Raw genomic sequence first — 23609 nt, forward strand, 5'->3', positions numbered from 1 at the left:
CTTGCTGCTGCAAGCCGCGTTCATCTTCAACTCGCTCCCATTCATGGGGCGTTCACATCGCCAACTTTAATTTAATGTTGGGAGCGAGCGCAAATGAACGTGCCGAAAGGCGTGCCGCTGCATGGCTTCGCCTTCGCCACCGATTCCGGGAGGTTTCACGCATGATGAAGGTTCCAGATCCGAGGCGCGGCGTTCGTCGCTTTGGTGTTGCGGCAGCCGCGATGCTGGTGCTCACGGCCGCGACCGGCCAGCGCGCCGAGGCGCTCTCTCTGATCAATCCGGGCACTGCGCCATCGGCGAAATATGCTTCCGAGGCGCTGACGACTGGAGTCAAAGGCGGGCACGGCGGCGGCCGTGGCGGCGGCGGTTTTCACGGCGGCGGTGGCTTCCATGGCGGTGGTGGCGGCTTTCATGGTGGCGGTTTCCGCGGCGGCGGGGCGGCCATTCATGGCGGCGGCTTCCGCAGCGGCGGCGCCGTGTTCCGCGGCGGCGGGCATAGCGCCCCTCATATCTACCGAGGAGGCGGCGGCTACCGCTATGGCGGGGCGGCAATCGTCCGGCATCATCATTTCGCGCCGCGGCGGGCCTACTGGCATCATCGCCACCATGTCCGTCCGCGCTACTACGGTTACGCGCCGGTTTACTATCCGCAGCGCTATTATTACCCGCGGCGGTTCTGCCGGATCGTCTGGACCTATTACGGTCCGCGCAAGATCTGCCGCTATCGCCCGTGGCATCATCACTGGCGTTATCGCTGGCGCCACCGCTACCCGATCTATTGGTGAGCGTCGAACCGTCGGCTGAAATGATTCAGGCGCCCGCTTGGGCGCCTGATCTGTATCCGCGGCAAGATATCGCCGCTCAATCCCAATCCTTGAATTTCCAGGGCCTGAGCTTCCAGGGCGTGAACGTCTCCAGCCGCCACTGTTCCATGCGGTCCGAGCGGTGACCGAGACGCGACCTTTCCTTGACCACGGGCTCGACAGCGCGCCGCACGATGCGCCGCCGCACCTGCCGCGTCGCATCGCTGATCATATCGACGAATTCGGACTTGTCGGCCACGGCGCGCTCCTTGCGAAGCTTGATCTCCGCAAAGAGCAGTCTGCTCCCGGTTCTTTAACGAGAGGTTGCCGGGAAGTGTCGAGGTTGATGCAAGAGTTGGCGCGTTCTCTCGATGCGAACCGGTTCCCACCCCGGATCATCTCCGGGGCAGGCGTTCGCTCGATAACGCTACTTCCACTCCCGGATATCGACAAAATGCCCGGCGATCGCCGCCGCCGCCGCCATCGCCGGCGACACCAGATGGGTGCGGCCCTTGAAACCCTGGCGGCCCTCGAAATTGCGGTTCGAGGTCGAGGCGCAGCGCTCTTCCGGCGCCAGCTTGTCGGGGTTCATGGCGAGGCACATCGAGCAACCCGGCTCGCGCCATTCGAAACCGGCCTTGATGAAGATCTTGTCGAGGCCCTCGGCTTCCGCCTGATCCTTCACCAGCCCCGAGCCCGGGACGATCATCGCGTTGAGATTGGCGTTGACGGTCCTGCCTTCGACCACCTTCGCCGCGGCGCGCAGATCCTCGATCCGGCCGTTGGTGCAGGAGCCGATGAAGATGCGGTCGAGCTTGATGTCGGTGATCCTGGTGCCGGGCGTCAGGCCCATATATTTCAGGGCGCGATGTTTCGACAGCCGCTTGGCTTCGTCCGGAATCTTGTCGGGATCCGGCACCACGCCCGATATCGACACCACGTCCTCGGGCGAAGTGCCCCAGGTCACGATCGGCGGCAGCTTGGCCGCGTCCAGCCTGATCTCATGATCGAAATGCGCGCCCTGGTCGCTTCGCAGCGTTTCCCAGTAGCGCATCGCGGCATCCCAGGCGTCGCCCTTCGGCGCCTTGGGGCGGCCCTTCAGGAACTCGAACGCCTTCTCGTCCGGAGCGACCAGGCCGGCGCGGGCGCCGCCTTCGATCGACATGTTGCAGACGGTCATGCGGCCTTCCATCGAGAGCGCGCGGATCGCCTCGCCGGCATATTCCAGCACATAGCCGGTGCCGCCGGCGGTGCCGATCTCGCCGATGATGGCGAGAATGATGTCCTTGCCGGTGACGCCGTCGGGCAATTTGCCGTCGACCACGGCGCGCATGTTCTTGGCCTTCTTCTGGATCAGGGTCTGCGTCGCCAGCACGTGCTCGACTTCGGAGGTGCCGATGCCGTGCGCCAGCGCGCCGAACGCGCCATGCGTCGAAGTGTGGCTGTCGCCGCAGACGATGGTGGTGCCGGGCAGCGTGAAGCCCTGCTCGGGGCCGATCACGTGAACGATGCCCTGGCGCTTGTCGAATTCGTTGTAGTATTCGATGCCGAATTCTTTTGCGTTCTCCGCCATCACCCGCATCTGTTCGATGCTCTCGGGATCCGGATTGGGCTTGGAACGGTCGGTGGTCGGGATGTTGTGGTCGACCACGGCCAGCGTCTTCTCCGGCGCGTGAACCTTGCGGCCGGTGGCGCGCAAGCCTTCGAAGGCCTGCGGCGAGGTCACCTCATGGACCAGATGGCGGTCGATATAGAGCAGGCAGGTGCCGTCATCGGCCTCGTGAACCAGATGGTCATTCCAGATCTTGTCGTACAGCGTGGTCGGTTTGGACATGAGCGTAAGCCCTTGAATGATTTGTGTGAGCAGGTGAGCGCGGCAATACGCGCAACTAGACGAACATCAGCGCGGCGTCAGTGCGCGCTTTGAAGTCCTGATGTCGCGGAAGTCGTGAACCGTCCGAAGAAGCGGCCAGGCAGCCGGCTGCGATCGTCGATCACGATCCGTGCGGCGAGGCGGCAGACGAGGCTGGTCTGGTTTGGAACCATTTCAAATTTCTAGCACACGGCCGGCCATCGCGACAATCAATCGGTAGCCGGCCGACAATCCAGATAGCTATCCCGCAACAAAAAAGCGCGGGGTGGGCCCCCGCGCTTTTCGTCATGTCTCCATGAGGGAGAATTACTCGCCGACGGCGGCGGCCTGCGGCCGGTCGGTCTTCTTCTCGACGATGCGGGCCGACTTGCCGCGCAGGTTGCGCAGGTAATACAGCTTGGCGCGGCGCACCTTGCCGCGGCGCACCACGGTGATCGAGTCGATCATCGGCGACATCACGGGGAACACGCGTTCCACGCCTTCGCCGTAGGAAATCTTGCGCACCGTGAAGCTCTCGTTGAGCCCGCCGCCGGAGCGGCCGATGCAGACGCCTTCATAGGCCTGCACGCGCGAGCGGTCGCCTTCGACCACCTTGACGTTGACGATCACGGTGTCGCCGGGGCCGAATTCCGGAATGGTCTTGGTGGCGGCCAATTTGTCGAACTGCTCTTTTTCGAGCTGTTGAATCAGGTTCATCGCAAAATCTCCATCGGCGTCGCGCCCCAGCCGCCAAGGCGCGGGCTGCGCGGGTGTTCGTTTATCCTGTAGCGCGTATTCCGCAAAAGTCGGCACCGGTTTTGCGGAAAGAATACGCGCCGTTCAATAAATTCGAGCATTTTCTGGCGGCAAACCGGAATGCCACTTTGCCGGAAAATGCTCGGTGCGCGGATTTGGCGCCCGTATACGGCAAAGGCGAAGGCTTGTCACCCGTCCGTCGTGTTTTTTGGACGTTTTTGGCCAGTCCGTTGCTGGGCTTGCTTAGCGGCCCACAAATCCGGCCGCCGCACCCGGGTCAGGGCCTCGGCCTCGGCCTGCCGCCAGGCCGCCACCTTGGCGTGGTCGCCGGAAGTGAGGACTTCCGGGATCGGCTGGCCCTCGAAGGTCTGCGGGCGGGTATATTGTGGGTATTCCAGTAGGGAATCGGAAAAACTCTCGTCGGTCCCGGAAGCGAGCTTGCCCATCACGCCGGGCAACAGCCGGACGCAGGCGTCGATCAGCGCCATGGCGGCGATTTCGCCCCCGGACAGCACGTAATCCCCGATCGAAATTTCCTCGAGCCGGCGGGCCTCGATCACCCGCTGGTCGACGCCCTCGAACCGGCCGCAGACGATCAGCGGGCCGGGCCCGGCGGCGAGTTCCTCAACCCGGGACTGGGTCAATGGCCGACCCCGCGGGCTCATCAATAGGCGCGGCCGATCCGGCGCGATCTCCGCCGCATCGATCGCGGCCGCCAGCACGTCGGCGCGCAGCACCATGCCGGGGCCGCCGCCGGCCGGGGTATCGTCGACGCTGCGATGGCGGTCGGTGGCGGAGTCCCGGATATCGTGCGCCTGAAGCGCCCACAGCCCGGACGCCAGCGCCTTGCCCGCCAGGCTGACGCCGAGCGGGCCGGGGAACATCTCCGGAAAGAGCGTCAGCACGGTCGCGTGCCAGGATTTTGTCTCGGAAGCCATCTTCGGACGATCGCGAATGAATTCAGACCGTCATACGCGGGCTTGACCCGCGTATCCATCGCCTTTGCAGGAGATGGATCGCCGGGTCGAGCCCGGCGATGACGAGTTACCCGGCGATGACGAGTTAGGAGTGATCTTGGTCCGCGATCTCTCGCGGCAATTCGATCACCACGCGCCCGGCCGCAAGATCGACCGTCGGCACCACGGCGTTGGTGAACGGCAGCAGCATCGTCGCGCCATAGGGCGGCTCGATCTCGATGATGTCGCCGGCGCCGAAATTGTGGATCGCGACGACGCGGCCGATCGGCTCATTGGCGGTGTTGACCGCGGCGAGCCCGATCAGGTCGGCGTGGTAATATTCGTCTTCGCCGGTATCGGGCAATTTGTCGCGCGCGACGTAGAGCTCGAGGCCGTTGAGCCGCTCGGCATCCTCGCGGGTGGCGACGCCCTTCAGCGTCACCACCAGATGGCCCTTGGCTTCCCGCGCGGTCGCCACTTCGAATTGCCGCGCGCCGTCCTTTGTCATCAGCGGCCCGTAAGCCTGCACGGCAAATGGGTCCTCGGTGAAGGTCCATAGCTTCACCGCGCCGCGCACGCCATGCGCGGCGCCGATCCGGGCGACGCAAATCGGTGCTGCCACCGTCGCGCGCCGTTACGCTTTAAGCCGATTTGGCGGCGGCTTCGGCGTTGGCCTTGCGCTCCTTGCGCGGCACGGCCTTTTCCGGATTGTTGCGCGCGGTGCGCTTGACGACGCCGGCGGCGTCCAGGAAGCGCGACACGCGGTCCGACGGCTGCGCGCCCTTGGCGAGCCAGGCCTTGACCTTGTCCATGTCGAGCTTCAGCCGCGCTTCGTTGTCCTTCGGCAGCAGCGGATTGAAGTGGCCGAGGCGCTCGATGAAGCGGCCGTCGCGCGGGAAGCGCGAGTCGGCGACGACGACGTGATAGACCGGACGCTTCTTGGTGCCTGCGCGGGCGAGGCGGATAACGACTGACATTGAGTTCTCCTTTGAGGTGTCTGTTCGAATGTGAAGTGAATGGATCGCGGTTATTTCTTTTTCCCCAGACCGGGGAAGCCGCCGAGGCCCGGCAGGTTCGGCTTGCCGCTCAGGCCCGTCAGCCCCGGCAAATTCGGCAGGCCGGTGCGCAGGCCTGCAGGAAGGTCCTTCGGCAGCGCGGGCATGCCGCCGGGCGCAGCGCCGCCCGGCATTTTCTCCGCCAGCGCCTTCATCTGTTCCGGCGACGGCATGCCGCCGCCAAAACCCATGGCCTGCGCGATGCCGGCCATCGGTCCGCGCTTGCCCGAGCCCATCGCCTTCATCATGTCGGCCATGTTCCGGTGCATCTTCAAGAGCTTGTTGACTTCCTCGACCTTGACGCCGGCGCCGGCGGCGATGCGCTTCTTGCGGCTCGCTTTCAGGATATCGGGGCTCTTGCGTTCCTGCCGCGTCATCGAATCGATCACCGCGACCTGGCGCTTGATGATCTTGTCGTCGATCCCGGCGTTGGCGATCTGGTTCTTCATCTTGGCGATGCCGGGCATCATGCCCATCAGCCCGCTGATGCCGCCCATATTCGCCATCTGCAGCAATTGCTCGCGCATGTCGGCCAGGTCGAACTGGCCCTTGCGCATCTTCTCGGCGACGCGCGCGGCCTTTTCCGCATCGATGTTCGCCGCCGCCTTCTCCACCAGCGACACCACGTCGCCCATGCCGAGAATACGGCCGGCGATTCGATCAGGATGAAAATCTTCCAGCGCGTCGGTTTTTTCGCCGGTGCCGATCAGCTTGATCGGCTTGCCGGTGACCGCGCGCATCGACAGCGCCGCGCCGCCGCGGCCGTCGCCGTCGACCCTCGTCAGCACGATGCCGGTGAGGCCGACGCGCTGGTCGAAGGAGCGCGCGAGATTGACGGCGTCCTGGCCAGTCAGCGAGTCCGCGACCAGCAGCACTTCATGCGGATTGGCGGCGGTTTTGATTTCCGCGGCTTCCGTCATCATCTCTTCGTCGAGCGTGGTGCGGCCGGCGGTGTCGAGCAGCACCACGTCGTAGCCGCCGAGCTTGGCGGCTTCCAGCGCGCGCTTGGCGATCTGCGCCGGCTTCTGGCCGGCGACGATCGGCAGGGTCTGGATCTCGAGATCGCGCCCGAGCACCGCGAGCTGCTCCATCGCCGCCGGGCGATAGATGTCGAGCGAGGCCATCAGCACCTTGCGCTTGTCGCGCTGGGTCAGGCGGCGCGCGAGCTTCGCGGTGGTGGTGGTCTTGCCGGAGCCCTGCAGGCCGACCATCATGATGGCGACCGGCGGCACCGCGTTGAGGTCGATGGTCTGGCCGTCGGACCCGAGCGTGGCGATCAGTTCGTCATGGACGATCTTGACCACCATCTGGCCGGGGGTCACCGACTTGACCACGGTGGCGCCGACCGCCTGCTCGCGGACCCGGTCGGTGAAGCTGCGGACCACGTCGAGCGAGACGTCGGCCTCGAGCAGCGCGCGGCGCACCTCGCGCATCGCAGCGTCGACGTCGGCTTCCGACAGCGCCCCGCGCCCCGTCAGCCGATCGAGAATGCCACCAAGCTTTTCCGACAGATTGTCGAACAATGCCGTTTTCCTGTTGCCCTCACCCTGAGGAGCAGGCGAAAGCCTGCGTCTCGAAGGGTGGCCACTACCTGAGACCTCATCCTTCGAGACGCCGCTCACGCGGCTCCTCAGGAGATGAGGGATATTCCAAACAATTTTGCGCCCGAGGGCGCATCGCGCTGTCGGGCGTTGACCTCCGGCCTCCTGGGCCGGGCGGCGGGTCGAAAAGAACGTCTCTTCGAGAAGTGGCGGGATTTACAGCGCCGGACGGCGACAAGTCAAGGTTTGGGCCGCGAACGCGTCCGATCCGAACCGCGGTTCAGGCCGCCGCCGTATCGTATTGCTGTTGCGATTTCAGCACCTGTTCCATGTGGGTTTCCGCCCAGATCCGCAGGCCGTCGACGGTTGCCGACAGGGTCTCGCCCAGCGGCGTGATCGAATATTCGACCGTTACCGGCACGGTGGGGATCGCCCTGCGGCTGACCAGACCGTCACGCTCCAGGCTTTTCAGGGTCTGGGACAGCATTTTCTGCGAAATGCCCTCGATCCGGCGCCGCAACTGGTTGAAGCGCACCGGGCCGTCGCCAAGCAGGCCGAGCACCAGAACCGCCCATTTGTCGGCAATGCGGTCCAGGACCATCCGGGTGGGGCAGGTACCGGCGTAGGCGTTCCAGCCTTGGGGTGTGGACGGCAGCATGATGGTCTCCCTGAGGTAACCAGCTTACGGTAAAGTGCCTTCTTAACATCTGCTATCAATTTGAATAGCTGGTCTCCGTTGGTTACCACATGGAGACTACAAATGAAAATCGCTTTGATCGGCGCCACCGGCAATGCCGGTTCCCGTATTCTCGCCGAACTGTCCCGCCGCGGCCACGCCGTCACCGCCATCGCCCGCCATCCTGAGAAAATCCCGGCGCTGGCGGGCGTCACCCCGCTGAAGGCCGATGCCAATGATGTTGCCGGCCTGACCTCCGCGCTCAGGGGGCACGATGCCGTCATCAGTTCGGTGCATTTCACCGCGAGCGACCCGCGCAAGCTGATCGAGGCGGTGCATGCCGCCGGTGTCGGCCGTTATCTGGTGGTCGGCGGCGCCGGCAGCCTTGAGGTCGCGCCCGGCGTGAAGCTGATCGACACGCCGGAGTTCCCGGCGATCTACAAGGCCGAGGCCGCGGCCGGCGGCGTGTTCCTCGATCTGCTGCGCCAGGAAACCAGCCTCGACTGGACGTTTCTTTCGCCCTCGGCGCTGTTCGTGCCGGGCGAGCGTACTGGCAAGTTCCGGCTTGGCGGCGATCGGTTGCTGTCGAACGAGAAAGGCAGCAGCATCTCGTTCGAGGACTACGCCGTTGCCATGGCCGACGAGATCGAAAAGCCGGCACATTCGCGCAAGCGCTTCACCGTCGGCTACTGAAGCCGCTGCGGAGCCTGTAGCCTCGATGCTGAACCGTCACTATCTGATCGCGGTAACGGGCAGCATCGGGAATTGCGCATGAGCTATGACGGGCCTACCTCCGACCACTTCGACGGCAAGCAGTTTTTCGATCCCGACGGCGTGCCGCCGAAATCGCTGCGCGAGGTGCTGCGCTGGCAATTCGGCCGGGACCGGCAGCGGCGCGCCTGGCCGCAATGGGTGCCGAGCCCGCATGCCGACACGCCGCCGCCGCGCGTCGATGGCGGCAAGGTGCGGCTGTCGTTCGTCGGCCATGTCAGCTGGCTGATCCAGACCTCGGGGCTGAACATCCTGGTCGATCCGGTGTGGTCGGAGCGCGCCTCGCCGGTGCGCTTTGCCGGGCCGAAGCGCCGCAACGATCCCGGCATTGCCTTCGATTTGCTGCCGGAGATCGACGTCGCGCTGGTGTCGCACGGCCATTATGATCATCTTGATCTCGCCACGCTGTCGAAGCTCGCGGACAAGCACGCCCCGCGCGTGATCACGCCGCTCGGCAACGATGTCGCGATGCGCCGCGCCAATGCCGCGATCAAGGCCGAGGCGTTCGACTGGCACGACCGGGTCGAACTCGGCGGCGGCATCGCCGTGACCCTGGTACCGACGCGGCACTGGACCGCGCGCGGCCTGTTCGACCGCAACCGGGCGCTGTGGGCGAGTTTCGTGGTCGAGACGCCGGCGGGCAAGATCTACATCGTCTGCGATTCCGGCTATGGCGAGGGCAAGCATTTTCGCCGGGTGGCCGAAGCGCACGGCCCGTTGCGGCTGGCGATCCTCCCGATCGGCGCCTATGAGCCGCGCTGGTTCATGAAGGACCAGCACATGAATCCGTCGGACGCCGTGAAGGCGCTGGCCGATTGCGGTGCCGAGCAGGCGCTGGCGCATCACCACGGCACCTTCCAGCTGACCGACGAGCCGATCGACGCGCCGATCGCTGAACTGCATGCCGCGCTCGATGAAGCCAGCATTCCGCGCGAGCGCTTCGTGGCGCTGAAGCCGGGGCAGGTGTTCGAAGTTTAGCTATCCCGTCGTCCCGGCCAAGCGAGCGAAGCGAGCGCGAGCCGGGACCCGTAACCACCACTGTCGATTGCGAGGGAAGGTATCAACCACAGCCGCTCAAAATCGAAACGCCGCGGAGTATGGGTCCCCGCGTTCGCGGGGACGACGTCCGATTGTTTATTGCGCCGCCTTGATCGCCCAGGACACGCTCACCGTCACCGAAAGCGTCTCTTCACCCTGCGCCACTGGCGTCGCCGCCACCATGCCGGCGGCCATCCTGCGATAGGGTACCGGAGGGGCGTTACCCTCTTCCGAGATGCTGAGCGGCGCGCCGAGCGTGACGCCGGCGGCCCTGGCGTAGATCTCGGCCTTGCGGCGGGCATCGGCAACCGCCTTTTCGCGGGCCTCGTCGAGCAGTTTCGAGGCCTGCGACACCATGAAATTGATGCCGCCGATCTCGTTGGCGCCAGCGCCCACCAGCGTGTCGATCGCGCCGGCGACCTTGCTGACGTCGCGCACCTTGATCGTCACCCGATTGCTGGCGCGGTAGCCGACGACGGCGGATGGCCCCGCGCGGTTCGGCGCATATTGCGGCTGCAGCGACAGCCGCGATGTCTGGATGTCCTTTTCCTGGATATTGGCGGCCTTCAGCGCCAGCAGCACCTTGCTCATCGCGGCGTTGTTGGCCTCGGACGCCTCGCGCGCGGTCTTGGCTTCCGAGGTGACGCCGCCATCGACCTGCGCCAGATCGGGCGGCACCGATACGGTGGCTTCGCCGGTGACAGTGATGGCCGGCGGCGCGGTTTCGGCCAGCGCGGGTGCGGCAAGCAGCGTGATTGCGGCAAGGGCGGCGGCGAGGGAACTGCGATGTTTCATGGCTCTCACTTCAGCGGCACGTAGACGTTGATGACGAGCTTGTCCTCGGCGGTCTTCAGGGGATCGGTGAGGTACTCCTCGATGAAGGTGTCCTTGGCTTCGAGCTTCTTCTCGTCGAGGTGGTTGGTGATCGCCTCATAGGTATTGTCCATATTGTCGTAGGAGCCGCGATGGACGAATTTCAGCGACTTGCCCTCGGGCGATTTGCCGATGCTCATCTCCTTGGTCAGGTTCTTCGGATCCTGCTCGACCGGAATTTCGGCAAGGAAGGTGAAGCCGGTGTCGTCGGTCGAGGTGTAGACGATCATCGGATTGCCTGATGCCTTGATGCCCTGCTTGTCGAGCAGCGCAGTCAGCGCCTTGAAGGAATCGATCAGAGTGTCGAATGCCGAATCCCAGTTGGCGTTGCCCTTGACGATGACGACCTTTTTTGGCTCCAGCGTGATCTGTTCGCCGAAGGGATCGGCGGTCTGAACCGGCGCGGCCGCCGGCGGCGTTGCCGGGGTCTGCGCGGCTGCCGGGGGAGCCGCGGGCGGGACGGCAGGGCTTGCTGCCGGGGCGGGGGTCTCCGTCGGCGCCGGGCTCGGTGTCGCCGACGGGGCCGGCGCCGGGGTTGCCGGACTGCTCGCTGCGGGAGGGGCCGGTGGTGTTGTTGGGCTGGCCGCCGGCGCCGGCGACTGCGCCAGCGCGGCGCCACCCCAGGTCAACGCCGCCAGCGGTATCAGCGCGATCATGGTGGTGCGGTAACAACGCATAAAATTCATTCGGATGGTCCCCTGGGCCGTGTGGCTGCTGCCGTTTGCCGTCCCGCCCCGGATCGGGCCCGGCAAATGCAGACGTCGCAACGTTAACACGCAAGGGTCGATTCCGTCCCATGACAGATATGTCATGCGCGCCGCCCGCCGGGCGCGGGGGGCAGACACAGATTCGCCGCACTGGCCAATCGGGGGATATTCGCCATATAAGACAGGCAGAATTTACGGAAATTCCATGAGCGCACTCGCCAACCACGCATTCGCCAAGATGAACGGTATCGGCAACGAGATCGTCGTGGTCGATCTGCGCGACAGGCCGGCCCCCGTTACGGCGGATGATGCGCGCGCGGTCGCTTCCCCCGCCGGGGTGCATTACGACCAGCTGATGGTGCTGCAGCCGCCGCGGCTTGCGGGCACCGAGGCTTTCATCCGCATCTACAACAATGACGGCTCCGAATCCGGCGCCTGCGGCAACGGCATGCGCTGCGTGGTGCGACGGCTGTTCGAGAAGACCGGCCAGACCGCCGTCACCTTCGAGACCAGGGCGGGGCTGCTGAACTGCTGGCAGGGGCCGCGTCCGGATCTCTACACCGTGGACATGGGCGCGCCGAAGTTCGGCTGGCAGGATATTCCGCTGGCGGAAGAGTTCCGCGACACCCGCTACATCGAATTGCAGGTCGGGCCGATCGACGCGCCGGTGCTGCATTCGCCGTCCGCCGTCAACATGGGCAATCCGCACGCGATCTTCTGGGTCGACGACGTCAACGCCTACGATCTCGCCCGCTTCGGGCCGCTGCTGGAAAACCATCCGATCTTTCCCGAGCGCGCCAATATCACGCTGGCCCATATCGTCGATCGCGACCACATCACGATCCGCACCTGGGAGCGCGGCGCGGGGCTGACCAAGGCCTGCGGCTCGGCGGCCTGCGCCACCGCCGTCGCCGCGGCGCGGCTGAAGCGCGCCAACCGCGTCGTCGAGATCACGCTTCCCGGCGGCAAGCTCTCGATCGAGTGGCGCGAGGGCGACGATCACGTGCTGATGACCGGCACCGCCGATTTCGAATATGAGGGGCGGTTCGATCCGGCGCTGTTCGCCAGCGTCGCCTGAATCATGAGCGTCGAGATCGTCACCTTCGGCTGCCGCCTCAATGCGTTCGAATCCGAAGTGATCCTGCGGGAGGCGGAGCGCGCCGGGCTTGCCGACACCATCGTCATCAACAGTTGCGCCGTCACCAACGAGGCCGTCGCCCAGGCGCGGCAATCGATCCGGCGGCTGAAGCGCGAGCGGCCGGAGGCGCGCATCGTCGTCACCGGCTGCGCGGCGCAGACGCAATCGGCGATATTCGCCGGCATGACCGAGGTCGACCGCGTCGTCGGCAATGACGACAAGATGCGTGGGCAAGCCTGGCGCAATGCGCGGGCGGCGTTCGATACGGCGCCGGCGTTCGGCATCGAGGCCAGCCAGAAGATCGCGGTCGCCGACATCATGGCGGTCAGACAGATGGCGCCGCATCTGCTGGAAGGCTTTGCGAAGGGCCTGCCTCGGGTATTCGTGCAGGTGCAGAACGGCTGCGATCATCGCTGCACGTTTTGCATCATTCCTTTCGGCCGCGGCAATTCGCGCTCGGTGCCGATGGGCGCGGTGGTCGATCAGGTCCGCGTGCTGGCCGAACGCGGCCATGCCGAGATCGTGCTGACCGGCGTCGACCTCACGAGCTATGGCGCCGACCTGCCGGGCGCGCCGAAGCTTGGCCAACTGACCAAGCAAATCCTGCGGCATGTGCCGGAACTGAAGCGCCTGCGGATTTCTTCGATCGATTCCATCGAGGCCGATCGCGATCTGCTCGACGTGATCGCCGATGACGAGCGGCTGATGCCGCATCTGCATCTGTCGCTGCAGTCCGGCGACGACCTGATCCTGAAGCGGATGAAGCGGCGGCATTCCCGCAAGGACGCGATTGATTTCTGCGCGCAGGTGCGGCGGCTGCGGCCGGACATCGCGCTCGGCGCCGACATCATCGCGGGCTTTCCGACCGAAACCGAGGAGATGTTCGCGCGTTCGCAGGATCTGGTGCAGCAGTGCGGGCTCACCTTCCTGCACGTGTTCCCCTATTCGCCGCGGCCGGGCACCCCGGCGGCGCGGATGCCGCAGGTGAACGGCAACGCGGTCAAGCAACGCGCCCGGCGATTGCGGGCAACCGGCGAGGCCGCGCTGCAAAAGCGGCTGGCATCAGAGGTCGGCGCAACGCGTCAGGTGCTGATCGAGAGCCCGACGCAAGGCCGCACCGAACATTTCGTGCCGGTGGCGATTGCGGGTGAGGTGCCTGGCGCGGTGCTGGAGTTGGCGATCACCGGACATGATGGTGCGCGGCTGATCCCAGACCGTCGTCGCACGGCTTGACCGGGCGACCCAGTACGCCGGGACTTCTCGTTTGATTTCAGACGTCTCTGGAATACTGGGTCCCCCGCTTTCGCGGAGGACGACGGCGGTGTGTTTGGCGGTACTGCGCCACTTCCCGCAGTCACTCCCCGTTCCACCCGCACGCCCTGAGCCGTTCCTGCAAATGCCCCGGCGCAGGCGCCACCACGCGCACCGGTTCCTTGTTCTTCGAAATCGGAATCACGATTTCGCGGGAATGCAGGTGCAGGGTCGGTTCGCCGAAGCGCGGGCCGCTGCCGTAGATATTGTCGCCGACGATCGGCCAGCCCGTGGCGGCGCAGTGCACGCGCAATTGATGGGTCCGCCCGGTGACCGGCTCGAGCGCGAGCCAGGTGAGGCCATTGCCGCGCCCCAGCACCTTCCAGTTGGTGACCGCCTTCTGCCCTTCCGGATCCGGCTTCTGCCACCAGCCGCGTTCGGCGTTGAGGCGGCCGAGCGGCATGTCGATGGTGCCCTCATCCCCGGCAGGACCGCCCTCGACCACCGCCCAATAGGTTTTCGAAATCTTGCCATGTTTGAACAACAGACCGAGCGAGGCCGTGGCCTTGCGGTGGCGTCCCAGCACGAGACAGCCTGAGGTGTCGCGGTCGAGCCGGTGGGCCAGCACCGGCGGCCGCGGCAGGCCGAAACGCAGCGCGTCGAAAGAGGATTCCAGGTTGGCGCCGCCCTTGGGGCCGCGATGCACCGGCAGCCCCGCCGGCTTGTCGATCACCAGCATCAGCCCGTCGCGGTGGAGCACGCGGGCCTGGATTTCGTCCGCCGTTAATTCGGGAACAACCATCGATCGGTCGAGACTTTCGCTCATGGCGCGAAACCGCTAACACACCCCCAGCATGAACGATACCACTCCCGAAAAGACAAAACTGAGCTGGTGGCGGCGGCTGTCCGGCGGCCTGAAGCGCACCTCGAGCTCGCTCGGCTCGGCGGTGGCCGATCTCGTCACCAAGCGCAAGCTCGACCGCGCGATGCTCGAGGATATCGAGGACGTGCTGTTGCGCGCCGATCTCGGCACCGAGGTCGCGGCGCGCATTGCCGCGGCGGTCGGCCACGGCCGCTACGACAAGACGATTTCGGCTGACGACGTGAAGACCGTGGTCGCGACCGAGGTCGAGAAGGTTCTCTCGCCGGTGGCGATGCCGCTCGTGATCGACGAGGCGCAGAAGCCGTTCGTCATTCTGGTGGTCGGCGTCAATGGCTCCGGCAAGACCACCACGATCGGAAAGCTTGCCGCCAAATTGAGCGCCGAGGGCCGCAAGGTGATGCTGGCGGCCGGCGATACCTTTCGCGCCGCGGCCATCGAGCAGTTGAAGATCTGGGGCGAGCGCACCGGATCGCCGGTCATATCAGGCGCGCAGGGCTCGGATTCCGCGAGCCTCGCCTTCAACGCGCTGACGGCGGCGCGCGAGGGGAAGCTCGACGTGCTCTTGGTCGATACCGCCGGCCGGCTGCAGAACAAGGCCGAACTGATGAACGAACTCGAAAAGGTCGTCCGCGTCATCAGGAAGGTCGACGCCTCGGCGCCGCATGCGGTGCTGCTGGTGCTGGACGCCACGGTGGGACAAAATGCGCTGTCGCAAGTGGAAGCGTTTCATCGTACCGCAGGCGTCACCGGCCTGGTCATGACCAAGCTCGACGGCACCGCGCGCGGCGGCATCCTGGTGGCGCTGGCCGAGAAGCACAAACTGCCGGTGCACTTCATCGGCGTCGGCGAGGGCATCGACGACCTCGCGCCGTTCACCGCGCGGGATTTCGCGCAGGCGATCGCAGGGATTGAGTAGCCTCATCCTTCGAGACGCGGCGAAGACGCCGCTCCTCAGGATGAGGTCGGAGCAACACGTAAAGGCCTCATCCTGAGGAGGCGCGAAGCGCCGTCTCGAAGGATGGCGGCAAATTGGATTGATGGATCAATAATGGACAAGACCACGCCGCATCCGCTGTTCAAGCTCGCGACCGAACTCGGTCCGCTGATCGTCTTCTTCGTCGCCAACGCCAAGTTCAACCTGTTCGTCGCCACCGGCGCGTTCATGGTGGCGATCGTGGCGGCGATGATCGCGTCCTACGTGGTGGTGAAGCATGTGCCGATGATGGCGCTGGTCACCGGCGTCATCGTCATCGTGTTCGGCACGCTCACCTTGGTGCTGCACGACGAGACCTTCATCAAGGTCAAGCCGACCATCATCTACGGCCTGTTCGCGGCGATCCTCGGCGGCGGGCTGTTGTTCGGCCGATCCTTCATCGCGATCATGTTCGACCAGATGTTCAACCTCACGCCGCATGGCTGGCGCATCCTGACCATGCGCTGGGCGCTGTTCTTTTTCGCGATGGCGATCCTGAACGAAATCATCTGGCGCACCCAGAGCACCGATTTCTGGGTCGCGTTCAAGGCGTTCGGCGTGATCCCGCTGACGATGGCCTTTGCGATTGCGCAGATGCCGCTGACCAGGCGTTACCATCTGGAACCGGCCTCGCTGGAAGCGAGCGAGGCGGATGCGGGTGACGTGACGAAGGGGTGAGTTCTTGCGCCGCTCTGCTCCCTCGCCCCGCGCTTGCGGGGTCGAGACGAGCGAAGCTCGCTCTTAGAGGGTTGGGGTGAGGGGCTGTCTCCGTGCATTCTGACTCGCGGAGAGTCCCCCTCACCCGAAGCCTTCGGCTTCGACCTCTCCCCGCAAGCGGGGAGAGGTAAGAAAGATCAGCTCTTCTGCTTGGCGATGATCTTGTCCTTGATGCCGTCATAGGTTTTCTCGGGCAGGATCTTCTTCTGCACCAGCTCGTCCTTGCCCTTGTAGGGCCGGCCCTTGATGATCGCAGCCGAATAGGCCTTGCCGATGCCCGGGAGCGCGTCGAGCTGTTCGGCGGTCGCCGAGTTGATGTCGAGCAGTTCGACCTTGGGGGCGGGCGCCATCTTCGATTCGGCAGCGGGCGCTTTCGGCGCGGGAGCCATCTTACTGTCGGATTTGGCGGCGGGCTGGGTGGCCTGGGCCATGACCGGCGTAGCCGTCAGCAGACCAAGGGTGAGTGCAGTTGCAGCAAGTGAAGCAAGCGTGAAATGACGCATCGGGTGTCCCTCCAAGGACGGTTTAAGTAACGCCATCAAGCTAGCTTCGAATTCGTGGCGGCGCCATGGCCGCCAAATGAACGGCAGATAAAAGCGAAAATTTATTTTGAGACCGTCGCATCTTTCTTCCCTCATGGTGAGGAGGCGCTCTTGCGCCGTCTCGAACCATGAGAGTCCGGATGCCGCCATCCTTCGAGACGCCGCTTCGCGGCTCCTCAGGATGGGGACCGAATCAACTCCCCGCCTTCAGCGCCTTGTCGATCTCGGCCCTGAGCACGCTGTCGAAATTCGCCGGGGTCACCGGGCCGACCATCTTGTAGACGATGGTGCCGTCGCGTCCGACCACGAAGGTTTCCGGCACGCCATAGACGCCCCATTCGATCGAGGCGCGGCCGTTGCCGTCGACGCCGACGATGCCGAACGGATTGCCGTAGCGGCCGAGGAAGCGCCGGGCGTTGTCGGGCGAATCCTTGTAGTTGATGCCGACGAGTTGCAGCCGTTTGTCCTTGCCGAGTTCGGTCAGGAGCGGCGCCTCGTCGTGGCACGGCACGCACCACGAGGCCCAGACGTTGACGACGCTGACCTTGCCCTTGAAGGCGGCGGGATCGAGCCCGGGCACCTGGACGCCGTTGTGGACCAGACCCTGCAGCGGCGGCAGCGCGGTTTGCGGCGCCGGGCGACCGATCAAAGCGGAGGGGATTTTGGAGGGATCGCCGCCGTACAGCCGCAGCAGGAACAGGCCGGCCAGCGCCATGAAGGCGACGAGCGGCAGCGCCACCAGCCAGCGCCGGCTTCGCGGCGATCCGTCCAGGGACCGGGGCTCGCTCATCAGATCTCCGTCGCGCCGCGCCCGGAGCGGCGGGTGATGCCGCTGGCTTCGAGCTCGCGCAGCCGCGCCTTCTGGCGGCGGTAATCGATCGCGATCCAGGCGATCAGCATCAGCACCACGGCTGTCGCCAGCAGGTAGGATGTCACGACGAAGGAGGCATAGGGACCGAGCGACATCGGGTTCACGCTGAACGCTGGCTGGCTTGCATCATCTGCAAGCTGCGCACCCGGCGGCGCAGGATTTCGTTGCGCATCGCCGCCAGGTGCAGCGTGACGAACAACAGCGAAAACGCCACCGCCATCACCAGCAGCGGGATCAGGAAGGCGCGGTCGAGCGCGGTTCCCCCCATCCGCATCACCGACGCCGGTTGATGCAGCGTGTTCCACCAGTCGACCGAGAATTTGATGATCGGCAGGTTGAGGGCGCCGACCAGCGTCAGGATCGCGGCGGCGCGCGCTGCGCGTGACGGATCTTCCACCGCGCGCCACAGCGCGATCAGGCCGAGATACATCAGGAACAGGATCAGCACCGAGGTCAGCCGCGCATCCCATTCCCAATAGGTGCCCCACATCGGCCGTCCCCACAGCGAACCCGTGACCAGCGCCAGGAAGGTAAAGGCGGCGCCGATCGGTGCTGCGGCCTTGGCGGCGACGTCAGCCAGCGGATGCCGCCACACCAGCGTGCCCAGTGCGGCCAGGCTCATCACGCCCCAGACGAACATCGACAGCCAGGCATTCGGCACGTGCACGAACATGATCTTCACGGTCGAGCCCTGCTGGTAGTCGTCGGGCGCCATCGCCGATTGATAGAGGCCGACCAGCAGCAGGACGGCGGTCAGCGCCGCAAGCCACGGCAAGACGCGCGCGGTCAGCGTCAGGAATTTCGTCGGGTTGGCGAGGTCGATCAGCGTCATGACATCCCTGATAGTCGCGGCGGTCGCGGCAGGCAACGTGACTTCCTTTGTGTCATTTCGCCTCTGCGAGAGTTGATCGGTGTCAATTGGGGCTTAGTCGAGGCCGTGCCGGAGGCTCGCGGCGGCGGCAAAGGGTCCGATCACGAGGCTGACCAGCGAGAGCGCGCACAGGATCGAAAACGGGGTCCCGAACGACAATGGCCCGGTAATCGCGGCTTGCGAGGCGGAGACGCCGAAGATCAGCACCGGGATCGACAGCGGCAGCACCAGCACCGCCAGCAGCAGTCCGCCGCGATGCAAGGTCACGGCGAGCGCCGCGCCAATCATGCCGGTGAAGGTCAATGCCGGGGTTCCCGCCAAAAGCGTCAGCGCCACGGCCGAGGTCGCCGTCGCATCGAGATTCAGCAGCAGGCCGAGCACCGGGGTGGCGACGATCAGCGGCAATCCCGCGGCCAGCCAGTGCGCCAGCGCCTTTGCGGCGCAGGTCAGTTCGAGCGGCGTACGGCTCATCACGATCAGATCGAGCGAGCCGTCTTCATGGTCGGCCATGAACAGCCGGTCGAGGGTGAGCAGGCTGGCGAGCAGCGCGCCGAGCCAGAGAATCGCAGGCCCGAGTCGTGTCAGCAGCGCAAGGTCGGGCCCGACCGCGAACGGCATCAGCACCACCACGGTGAGGAAGAACAGCACGCCGATCAGCGCCCCGCCGCCGACCCGCAGCGCGATCCTGATGTCTCTCCGAATCAGGGCGGCCAGCGCGGTCATGACGCGGCTCCGATCCGCAGTTCGCGGGCGGCAATTCCCAGCGGCGCATGGGTGGCGGCGATGATCAAGCCGCCGCGGGCAAGATGGTCCGCCATCAGGGCGGCGAACATGGCCTGCCCGGCGGTATCGAGCGCGTTGGTCGGCTCATCCAGCAGCCAGATCGGCCGCCTCGCGGTGAGCAGACGGGCGATCGAGAGCCGCCGCCGCTGTCCGGCCGAGAGGAATGCCGCCGGCAGGTGGGCGGCATGATCCAGCCCGACCGCGGCCAGGCTTTCAGCGATGGGGAAGGCCTCGCCGCCGAGGAAATCGCGCCAGAAGGCGAGGTTTTCCATCACGCTGAGGGCAGGCTTCAGGGCGTCGCGGTGGCCGAGATAATGGGCCTGTTCGGGCAGGGTCAGTTCGCCTTCACCGCCCTCCAGTCCGATTGACCCGCCCGCAGCAGCCAACAGGCCCGCAATCAGCCGCAACAGCGAGGTTTTGCCGGAGCCGTTGGGGCCGGTCACGGCCAGCGCCTCGCCCGAGGATGCCTCGAAATCGAGACCCGAGAACACCTCCCGGCCGCCCCGCACACACCTGATGCCCCGTCCCGAGAGCCGCATTTTGCCCTTTCACAGCCCTTTGGAAACTATCGGTACCGCATCGGAATTTGTGGGTACCGCGATGCTGCAGCACGATTGCCGGTGTGGCGGTGCCTCTAGAAAGATTCTATAAGCCGGAACTTGATGCAGCACACAATCCGCCGCTGCAAGCCATCAGGCCCAGCCTCTCCGACGGTGCTTAAATACCCTTGCCGGGTATAACTGACAATTGGGATTGCCTCACATGACCTCGCTCGACAGCTTCAAATGCCAAAAGACCCTCAAGGTCGGCGCCAAGACCTACGTCTATTACAGCCTGCCCGCCGCCGAGAAAAACGGTCTGAAGGGAATCTCCAAGCTGCCCTATTCGATGAAGGTGCTGCTGGAGAACCTGCTGCGCAATGAAGACGACCGCACGGTCAAGAAGGCCGACATTCAGGCGGTCGCGAAGTGGCTGAAGAAGCGCGCGCTCGAGCATGAAATCGCATTCCGCCCCGCGCGCGTGCTGATGCAGGACTTCACCGGCGTGCCGGCGGTGGTCGATCTCGCCGCGATGCGCAACGCCATGCAGGCGCTCGGCGGCGACGCCGAGAAGATCAATCCGCTGGTGCCGGTCGATCTCGTCATCGACCACAGCGTGATCGTGAACTTCTTCGGCGACAACAAGGCGTTCGGCAAGAACGTGACCGAGGAATACAAGCAGAACCAGGAGCGCTACGAGTTCCTGAAATGGGGCCAGAAGGCGTTTTCGAATTTCTCCGTGGTGCCGCCCGGCACCGGCATCTGCCATCAGGTCAATCTCGAATACCTCGCCCAGACGGTGTGGACCAGGAAGGAGAAGATGACCGTCGGCAAGAAGAAAGGCACCTTCGAGGTCGCCTATCCGGATTCACTGGTCGGCACCGATTCGCACACCACCATGGTCAACGGCCTCGCCGTGCTCGGCTGGGGCGTCGGCGGCATCGAGGCGGAAGCCTGCATGCTCGGCCAGCCGCTGTCGATGCTGCTGCCGGAAGTGGTCGGCTTCAAGCTCAAGGGGCAGCTCAAGGAAGGCGTCACCGCCACCGACCTGGTGCTGACGGTCACGCAGATGCTGCGCAAGCAGGGCGTGGTCGGCAAGTTCGTCGAATTCTTCGGCCCCGGCCTCGATCATCTCTCGGTCGCGGACAAGGCCACCATCGGCAACATGGCGCCGGAATATGGCGCGACCTGCGGCTTCTTCCCGGTCGACGCCGCGACCATCGATTATCTCAAGACCTCGGGCCGCAAGTCCGACCGCGTCGCGCTGGTTTCGGCTTACGCCAAGGCGCAGGGCCTGTTCCGCACTGCCAAATCGGCCGACCCGGTATTCACCACGACCCTGACGCTCGATCTTGCCGACGTGGTGCCCTCGATGGCCGGACCGAAGCGTCCCGAAGGCCGCGTCGCGCTGCCTGCGGTGGCGGAAGGGTTCGCCGCTGCCATGACCAGCGAATACAAGAAGGCCGCGGATTCTGCGACGCGCTATCCGGTCGAGAACCGCAATTTCGACCTCGGCCATGGCGATGTGGTGATCGCCGCGATCACCTCCTGCACCAACACCTCCAATCCGAGCGTGCTGATCGGCGCCGGCCTGTTGGCGCGCAACGCCGCCGCCAAGGGCCTGAAGGCGAAGCCCTGGGTCAAGACCTCGCTGGCCCCCGGCAGCCAGGTGGTTGCGGAATATCTCTCCAATTCCGGGCTGCAGGCCGATCTCGACAAGGTCGGGTTCAACCTGGTCGGCTTCGGCTGCACCACCTGCATCGGCAATTCCGGTCCGCTGCCGGAAGAGATCTCGAAGTCGATCAACGACAACGGCATCGTCGCCGCTGCAGTGCTGTCGGGTAACCGCAACTTCGAAGGCCGCGTCAGCCCGGACGTGCAGGCCAACTATCTGGCCTCGCCGCCGCTGGTCGTCGCCTACGCTCTGGCCGGAACGGTGGCCAAGGATCTTGCGGTGGAGCCGATCGGCACCGGCAAGGACGGCAAGCCGGTCTATCTGAAGGACATCTGGCCGAGCACCAAGGAAATCAACGCCTACATGAAGAAGTTCGTCACCGCGACGATCTTCAAGAAGCGCTACGCCGACGTGTTCAAGGGCGACGCCAACTGGCGCAAGATCAAGACCACCGAGAGCGAGACCTATCGCTGGAACATGAGCTCGACCTATGTGCAGAACCCGCCTTATTTCGAGGGCATGAAGAAGGAGCCGGAGCCAATCGTCGACGTCGTCGATGCGCGGATTCTCGCAATGTTCGGCGACAAGATCACCACCGACCACATCTCGCCGGCCGGCTCGATCAAGCTGACCTCGCCTGCCGGAAAATTCCTCAGCGAGCATCAGGTGCGCCCGGCCGACTTCAACCAGTACGGCACGCGGCGCGGCAACCACGAGGTCATGATGCGCGGCACCTTTGCCAACATCCGCATCAAGAACTTCATGCTGAAGGGCGCCGACGGCAATATTCCCGAGGGCGGCCTGACCAGGCACTGGCCCGACGGCGAGCAGATGTCGATCTATGACGCCGCGATGAAGTACCAGGCCGAGCAGGTGCCGCTGGTAGTTTTCGCCGGCGCCGAATACGGCAACGGCTCGTCGCGCGACTGGGCCGCGAAGGGAACGCGGCTGCTCGGCGTCCGCGCCGTGATCTGCCAGAGCTTCGAGCGCATCCACCGCTCCAACCTCGTCGGCATGGGCGTGCTGCCGCTGACCTTCGAGGAGGGCGCGTCGTGGTCGTCGCTCGGATTGAAGGGCGACGAGAAGGTAACGATCCGCGGGCTGCAGGGCGATCTGAAGCCGCGGCAGAAGCTGACGGCGGAGATCGTGTCCGGCGACGGCGCGCTGCAGCGGGTGTCGCTGCTGTGCCGCATCGATACCCTCGACGAACTCGATTATTACCGCAACGGCGGCATCCTGCATTACGTCCTGCGCAAGCTGGCCGCGTAATCGTGATCGATGGCTCACCTCGAAGTGAGTAGCGAGTGAAGGGAAGGCGGCCTATGAAAGGCCGCCTTCGCGCGTTTAGGCCTTAATTCTTAACGCCGATGCAGGTATTCCTCGGTTTCCCAGTATGACAGTGATGATGGCCTATAATTGTATTTCGCGGTGGTCGAGTGCGCTCGGCGTCTGCGCGATCATCGCGATCATCCGCCCCGCCCATGCCGAGCCGCGCGCGGTGGTGGAGCTGTTCACCTCGCAGGGATGTTCGTCATGTCCGCCGGCCGACAGGATCATCGGCGAATTGGCCAAGGATCCGTCCATCATCGCGCTGAGCATGCCGATCGACTACTGGGATTATCTCGGCTGGAAGGACACCCTGGCGGATTCGCGCTTCAGCGCGCGCCAGAAGGCCTATTCGAAGATGCGTGGCGACCGCGACGTCTACACGCCGCAGGTCATCGTCAACGGATCGGTGCATGTGATCGGCAGCGATCGCGGCAAGATCGAAGGCGCGATCGGCGACACCAGGAAGGCCGAGCGCGTGATGTCGGTGCCGGTATCGATGACGCTGGCCGGCAAGCAGATTACCGTTTCGGTCGCGGACTCGAACAAGGGCCCCGCGGCCGCGCACGGCGAAGTCTGGATCTGCTCGGTCTCAAGAGCGGTGCCGATTGCCATCGGGCGTGGCGAGAATCGCGGCCAGAAGGTCACCTACTACAATGTGGTGCGCAACCTGCTGAAAGTGGGCGACTGGAACGGCTCGGCCGGCAGCTGGACCGTGCCGCTGGAAAACATTTCGCGCGAAGGCGTCGATGCCGCGGTGGTCTATCTCCAGGACGGCAGCCGCGACAAGCCCGGGCTGATGCTCGGTGCGGCCTACACGCCGCTGCACTGAACTCCCCCTACCCGTCATTCCCGAGGTTCGATCGTTTTCACCCGCGCCCCGGAATGACGCCGCTCTTGAAGAGACGACACCCCCGAAAAGAAAAAGGACCAACTTTCGTTGGTCCAGTATGGGGATAAACTATCCTGCGAACAGGCCCGATCCCGACGGCCCCGGGGGGCTGGGGGCTGA

Annotated in this window: 27 protein-coding genes; 9 read left to right on the top strand and 18 right to left on the bottom strand. The window is 65.0% G+C overall.

Annotated elements, in window-relative coordinates:
• The first annotated feature begins 161 nt into the window (after nt 1-161).
• The gene (locus KMZ68_RS01705) at nt 162-785 is read left to right on the top strand and encodes a hypothetical protein (RefSeq protein ID WP_215614206.1); all 624 of its coding nucleotides are present in this window, start codon (nt 162-164) and stop codon (nt 783-785) included.
• Nucleotides 786-861: 76 nt separating this feature from the next.
• On the opposite strand, the gene KMZ68_RS01710 is transcribed toward KMZ68_RS01705, so the two are convergent.
• From KMZ68_RS01710 to KMZ68_RS01745, 9 genes are all read right to left on the bottom strand, one after another.
• Nucleotides 862-1062 carry a hypothetical protein gene (locus KMZ68_RS01710; RefSeq protein WP_215604449.1) on the bottom strand — a complete coding sequence of 67 codons (201 nt, stop codon included), beginning with the start codon at nt 1060-1062 and terminating at the stop codon, nt 862-864.
• A gap of 168 nt (nt 1063-1230) precedes the next feature.
• Nucleotides 1231-2637 carry a 3-isopropylmalate dehydratase large subunit gene (gene leuC, locus KMZ68_RS01715; protein ID WP_215614207.1) on the bottom strand — a complete coding sequence of 469 codons (1407 nt, stop codon included), beginning with the start codon at nt 2635-2637 and terminating at the stop codon, nt 1231-1233.
• Nucleotides 2638-2714: 77 nt separating this feature from the next.
• Nucleotides 2715-2849, bottom strand: coding sequence for a hypothetical protein (locus KMZ68_RS26080; RefSeq protein ID WP_256443694.1), 135 nt, complete (start codon nt 2847-2849; stop codon nt 2715-2717).
• A gap of 133 nt (nt 2850-2982) precedes the next feature.
• Nucleotides 2983-3372 (bottom strand): 50S ribosomal protein L19, encoded by a 390-nt coding sequence (rplS, locus tag KMZ68_RS01720; protein WP_215614208.1) that lies wholly within the window; start codon nt 3370-3372, stop codon nt 2983-2985.
• A 227-nt stretch (nt 3373-3599) separates the two neighbouring features.
• The gene (trmD, locus tag KMZ68_RS01725; RefSeq protein ID WP_215614209.1) at nt 3600-4349 is read right to left on the bottom strand and encodes a tRNA (guanosine(37)-N1)-methyltransferase TrmD; all 750 of its coding nucleotides are present in this window, start codon (nt 4347-4349) and stop codon (nt 3600-3602) included.
• Nucleotides 4350-4473: 124 nt separating this feature from the next.
• Nucleotides 4474-4989 (bottom strand): ribosome maturation factor RimM, encoded by a 516-nt coding sequence (rimM, locus tag KMZ68_RS01730; RefSeq protein ID WP_215614210.1) that lies wholly within the window; start codon nt 4987-4989, stop codon nt 4474-4476.
• Between the two features lie 19 nt (nt 4990-5008).
• A complete protein-coding gene (gene rpsP / locus KMZ68_RS01735) occupies nt 5009-5344 on the bottom strand; it encodes a 30S ribosomal protein S16 (protein ID WP_215614211.1) in 336 nt (111 codons plus the stop codon).
• A gap of 50 nt (nt 5345-5394) precedes the next feature.
• Nucleotides 5395-6945 (bottom strand): signal recognition particle protein, encoded by a 1551-nt coding sequence (ffh, locus tag KMZ68_RS01740; RefSeq protein WP_215614212.1) that lies wholly within the window; start codon nt 6943-6945, stop codon nt 5395-5397.
• Between the two features lie 298 nt (nt 6946-7243).
• On the bottom strand, nt 7244-7621 hold the full coding sequence (locus KMZ68_RS01745; RefSeq protein ID WP_215614213.1) for a winged helix-turn-helix transcriptional regulator: 378 nt from the start codon (nt 7619-7621) through the stop codon (nt 7244-7246).
• A 102-nt stretch (nt 7622-7723) separates the two neighbouring features.
• Here KMZ68_RS01745 and KMZ68_RS01750 point away from each other — a divergent pair, with 102 nt between their 5' ends.
• Both KMZ68_RS01750 and KMZ68_RS01755 read left to right on the top strand, forming a co-directional pair.
• On the top strand, nt 7724-8332 hold the full coding sequence (locus KMZ68_RS01750; RefSeq protein ID WP_215614214.1) for an NAD(P)-dependent oxidoreductase: 609 nt from the start codon (nt 7724-7726) through the stop codon (nt 8330-8332).
• A 78-nt stretch (nt 8333-8410) separates the two neighbouring features.
• Entirely contained in the window at nt 8411-9388 is a 978-nt protein-coding gene (locus tag KMZ68_RS01755) for an MBL fold metallo-hydrolase (RefSeq protein ID WP_215614215.1), read from the top strand.
• Nucleotides 9389-9544: 156 nt separating this feature from the next.
• Here KMZ68_RS01755 and KMZ68_RS01760 read toward each other — a convergent pair whose 3' ends face one another.
• Nucleotides 9545-10243: an SIMPL domain-containing protein gene (locus tag KMZ68_RS01760; protein WP_215614216.1), complete on the bottom strand. Its 699-nt coding sequence runs from the start codon at nt 10241-10243 to the stop codon at nt 9545-9547.
• Between the two features lie 5 nt (nt 10244-10248).
• Nucleotides 10249-11007 carry a GyrI-like domain-containing protein gene (locus tag KMZ68_RS01765; protein WP_215614217.1) on the bottom strand — a complete coding sequence of 253 codons (759 nt, stop codon included), beginning with the start codon at nt 11005-11007 and terminating at the stop codon, nt 10249-10251.
• A 226-nt stretch (nt 11008-11233) separates the two neighbouring features.
• On the opposite strand from KMZ68_RS01765, the gene dapF reads away from it, so the two are divergent.
• Entirely contained in the window at nt 11234-12106 is an 873-nt protein-coding gene (dapF, locus tag KMZ68_RS01770) for a diaminopimelate epimerase (RefSeq protein WP_215614218.1), read from the top strand.
• A gap of 3 nt (nt 12107-12109) precedes the next feature.
• Nucleotides 12110-13399 (top strand): tRNA (N(6)-L-threonylcarbamoyladenosine(37)-C(2))-methylthiotransferase MtaB, encoded by a 1290-nt coding sequence (gene mtaB, locus KMZ68_RS01775; protein ID WP_215614219.1) that lies wholly within the window; start codon nt 12110-12112, stop codon nt 13397-13399.
• A gap of 121 nt (nt 13400-13520) precedes the next feature.
• On the opposite strand, the gene KMZ68_RS01780 is transcribed toward mtaB, so the two are convergent.
• Complete coding sequence (locus KMZ68_RS01780) at nt 13521-14243, bottom strand: RluA family pseudouridine synthase (protein ID WP_371741399.1); 723 nt, start codon at nt 14241-14243, stop codon at nt 13521-13523.
• Nucleotides 14244-14271: 28 nt separating this feature from the next.
• Between KMZ68_RS01780 and ftsY the strand changes: the two genes are divergently transcribed.
• Together ftsY and KMZ68_RS01790 are read left to right on the top strand one after the other, a co-directional pair.
• The gene (gene ftsY, locus KMZ68_RS01785) at nt 14272-15216 is read left to right on the top strand and encodes a signal recognition particle-docking protein FtsY (RefSeq protein ID WP_215614220.1); all 945 of its coding nucleotides are present in this window, start codon (nt 14272-14274) and stop codon (nt 15214-15216) included.
• A 132-nt stretch (nt 15217-15348) separates the two neighbouring features.
• Nucleotides 15349-15951 (top strand): septation protein A, encoded by a 603-nt coding sequence (locus KMZ68_RS01790; RefSeq protein ID WP_215614221.1) that lies wholly within the window; start codon nt 15349-15351, stop codon nt 15949-15951.
• A 176-nt stretch (nt 15952-16127) separates the two neighbouring features.
• Here KMZ68_RS01790 and KMZ68_RS01795 read toward each other — a convergent pair whose 3' ends face one another.
• The 6 genes from KMZ68_RS01795 to ccmA form a co-directional block, all read right to left on the bottom strand.
• The gene (locus KMZ68_RS01795; protein ID WP_215614222.1) at nt 16128-16493 is read right to left on the bottom strand and encodes a ComEA family DNA-binding protein; all 366 of its coding nucleotides are present in this window, start codon (nt 16491-16493) and stop codon (nt 16128-16130) included.
• Between the two features lie 232 nt (nt 16494-16725).
• Nucleotides 16726-17322, bottom strand: a complete 597-nt coding sequence (locus KMZ68_RS01800) for a DsbE family thiol:disulfide interchange protein (protein WP_215614223.1) — start codon at nt 17320-17322, stop codon at nt 16726-16728.
• The gene (gene ccmD / locus KMZ68_RS01805; RefSeq protein WP_215616144.1) at nt 17322-17498 is read right to left on the bottom strand and encodes a heme exporter protein CcmD; all 177 of its coding nucleotides are present in this window, start codon (nt 17496-17498) and stop codon (nt 17322-17324) included. Before ccmD ends, KMZ68_RS01800 begins: the two co-directional genes overlap by 1 nt.
• Before the next feature lie 5 nt (nt 17499-17503).
• The gene (locus tag KMZ68_RS01810) at nt 17504-18235 is read right to left on the bottom strand and encodes a heme ABC transporter permease (protein ID WP_215616145.1); all 732 of its coding nucleotides are present in this window, start codon (nt 18233-18235) and stop codon (nt 17504-17506) included.
• Nucleotides 18236-18328: 93 nt separating this feature from the next.
• Nucleotides 18329-18997, bottom strand: a complete 669-nt coding sequence (ccmB, locus tag KMZ68_RS01815; protein WP_215614224.1) for a heme exporter protein CcmB — start codon at nt 18995-18997, stop codon at nt 18329-18331.
• Nucleotides 18994-19596 carry a heme ABC exporter ATP-binding protein CcmA gene (gene ccmA, locus KMZ68_RS01820; protein ID WP_215614225.1) on the bottom strand — a complete coding sequence of 201 codons (603 nt, stop codon included), beginning with the start codon at nt 19594-19596 and terminating at the stop codon, nt 18994-18996. Before ccmA ends, ccmB begins: the two co-directional genes overlap by 4 nt.
• A 223-nt stretch (nt 19597-19819) precedes the next feature.
• On the opposite strand from ccmA, the gene acnA reads away from it, so the two are divergent.
• Entirely contained in the window at nt 19820-22540 is a 2721-nt protein-coding gene (gene acnA, locus KMZ68_RS01825) for an aconitate hydratase AcnA (RefSeq protein ID WP_215614226.1), read from the top strand.
• 124 nt (nt 22541-22664) lie between these two features.
• Nucleotides 22665-23429: a DUF1223 domain-containing protein gene (locus KMZ68_RS01830; RefSeq protein WP_215614227.1), complete on the top strand. Its 765-nt coding sequence runs from the start codon at nt 22665-22667 to the stop codon at nt 23427-23429.
• Nucleotides 23430-23609 lie beyond the last annotated feature (180 nt).

Origin of the sequence: Bradyrhizobium sediminis (genome assembly GCF_018736105.1) — a bacterium.
Classification (GTDB): domain Bacteria; phylum Pseudomonadota; class Alphaproteobacteria; order Rhizobiales; family Xanthobacteraceae; genus Bradyrhizobium.

Bases quoted from the DNA above. Each gene is read 5' to 3' on its own strand.
- KMZ68_RS01705 (WP_215614206.1), top strand. From the start codon at position 162: ATGATGAAGGTTCCAGATCCGAGGCGCGGCGTTCGTCGCTTTGGTGTT.
- leuC (WP_215614207.1), bottom strand. From the start codon at position 2,637: ATGTCCAAACCGACCACGCTGTACGACAAGATCTGGAATGACCATCTG.
- KMZ68_RS26080 (WP_256443694.1), bottom strand. From the start codon at position 2,849: ATGGTTCCAAACCAGACCAGCCTCGTCTGCCGCCTCGCCGCACGGATC.
- rplS (WP_215614208.1), bottom strand. From the start codon at position 3,372: ATGAACCTGATTCAACAGCTCGAAAAAGAGCAGTTCGACAAATTGGCC.
- trmD (WP_215614209.1), bottom strand. From the start codon at position 4,349: ATGGCTTCCGAGACAAAATCCTGGCACGCGACCGTGCTGACGCTCTTT.
- rpsP (WP_215614211.1), bottom strand. From the start codon at position 5,344: ATGTCAGTCGTTATCCGCCTCGCCCGCGCAGGCACCAAGAAGCGTCCG.
- KMZ68_RS01745 (WP_215614213.1), bottom strand. From the start codon at position 7,621: ATGCTGCCGTCCACACCCCAAGGCTGGAACGCCTACGCCGGTACCTGC.
- KMZ68_RS01750 (WP_215614214.1), top strand. From the start codon at position 7,724: ATGAAAATCGCTTTGATCGGCGCCACCGGCAATGCCGGTTCCCGTATT.
- KMZ68_RS01755 (WP_215614215.1), top strand. From the start codon at position 8,411: ATGAGCTATGACGGGCCTACCTCCGACCACTTCGACGGCAAGCAGTTT.
- KMZ68_RS01760 (WP_215614216.1), bottom strand. From the start codon at position 10,243: ATGAAACATCGCAGTTCCCTCGCCGCCGCCCTTGCCGCAATCACGCTG.
- KMZ68_RS01765 (WP_215614217.1), bottom strand. From the start codon at position 11,007: ATGAATTTTATGCGTTGTTACCGCACCACCATGATCGCGCTGATACCG.
- dapF (WP_215614218.1), top strand. From the start codon at position 11,234: ATGAGCGCACTCGCCAACCACGCATTCGCCAAGATGAACGGTATCGGC.
- mtaB (WP_215614219.1), top strand. From the start codon at position 12,110: ATGAGCGTCGAGATCGTCACCTTCGGCTGCCGCCTCAATGCGTTCGAA.
- KMZ68_RS01780 (WP_371741399.1), bottom strand. From the start codon at position 14,243: ATGAGCGAAAGTCTCGACCGATCGATGGTTGTTCCCGAATTAACGGCG.
- ftsY (WP_215614220.1), top strand. From the start codon at position 14,272: ATGAACGATACCACTCCCGAAAAGACAAAACTGAGCTGGTGGCGGCGG.
- KMZ68_RS01790 (WP_215614221.1), top strand. From the start codon at position 15,349: ATGGACAAGACCACGCCGCATCCGCTGTTCAAGCTCGCGACCGAACTC.
- KMZ68_RS01795 (WP_215614222.1), bottom strand. From the start codon at position 16,493: ATGCGTCATTTCACGCTTGCTTCACTTGCTGCAACTGCACTCACCCTT.
- KMZ68_RS01800 (WP_215614223.1), bottom strand. From the start codon at position 17,322: ATGAGCGAGCCCCGGTCCCTGGACGGATCGCCGCGAAGCCGGCGCTGG.
- ccmD (WP_215616144.1), bottom strand. From the start codon at position 17,498: ATGTCGCTCGGTCCCTATGCCTCCTTCGTCGTGACATCCTACCTGCTG.
- KMZ68_RS01810 (WP_215616145.1), bottom strand. From the start codon at position 18,235: ATGACGCTGATCGACCTCGCCAACCCGACGAAATTCCTGACGCTGACC.
- ccmB (WP_215614224.1), bottom strand. From the start codon at position 18,997: ATGACCGCGCTGGCCGCCCTGATTCGGAGAGACATCAGGATCGCGCTG.
- ccmA (WP_215614225.1), bottom strand. From the start codon at position 19,596: ATGCGGCTCTCGGGACGGGGCATCAGGTGTGTGCGGGGCGGCCGGGAG.
- acnA (WP_215614226.1), top strand. From the start codon at position 19,820: ATGACCTCGCTCGACAGCTTCAAATGCCAAAAGACCCTCAAGGTCGGC.
- KMZ68_RS01830 (WP_215614227.1), top strand. From the start codon at position 22,665: ATGACAGTGATGATGGCCTATAATTGTATTTCGCGGTGGTCGAGTGCG.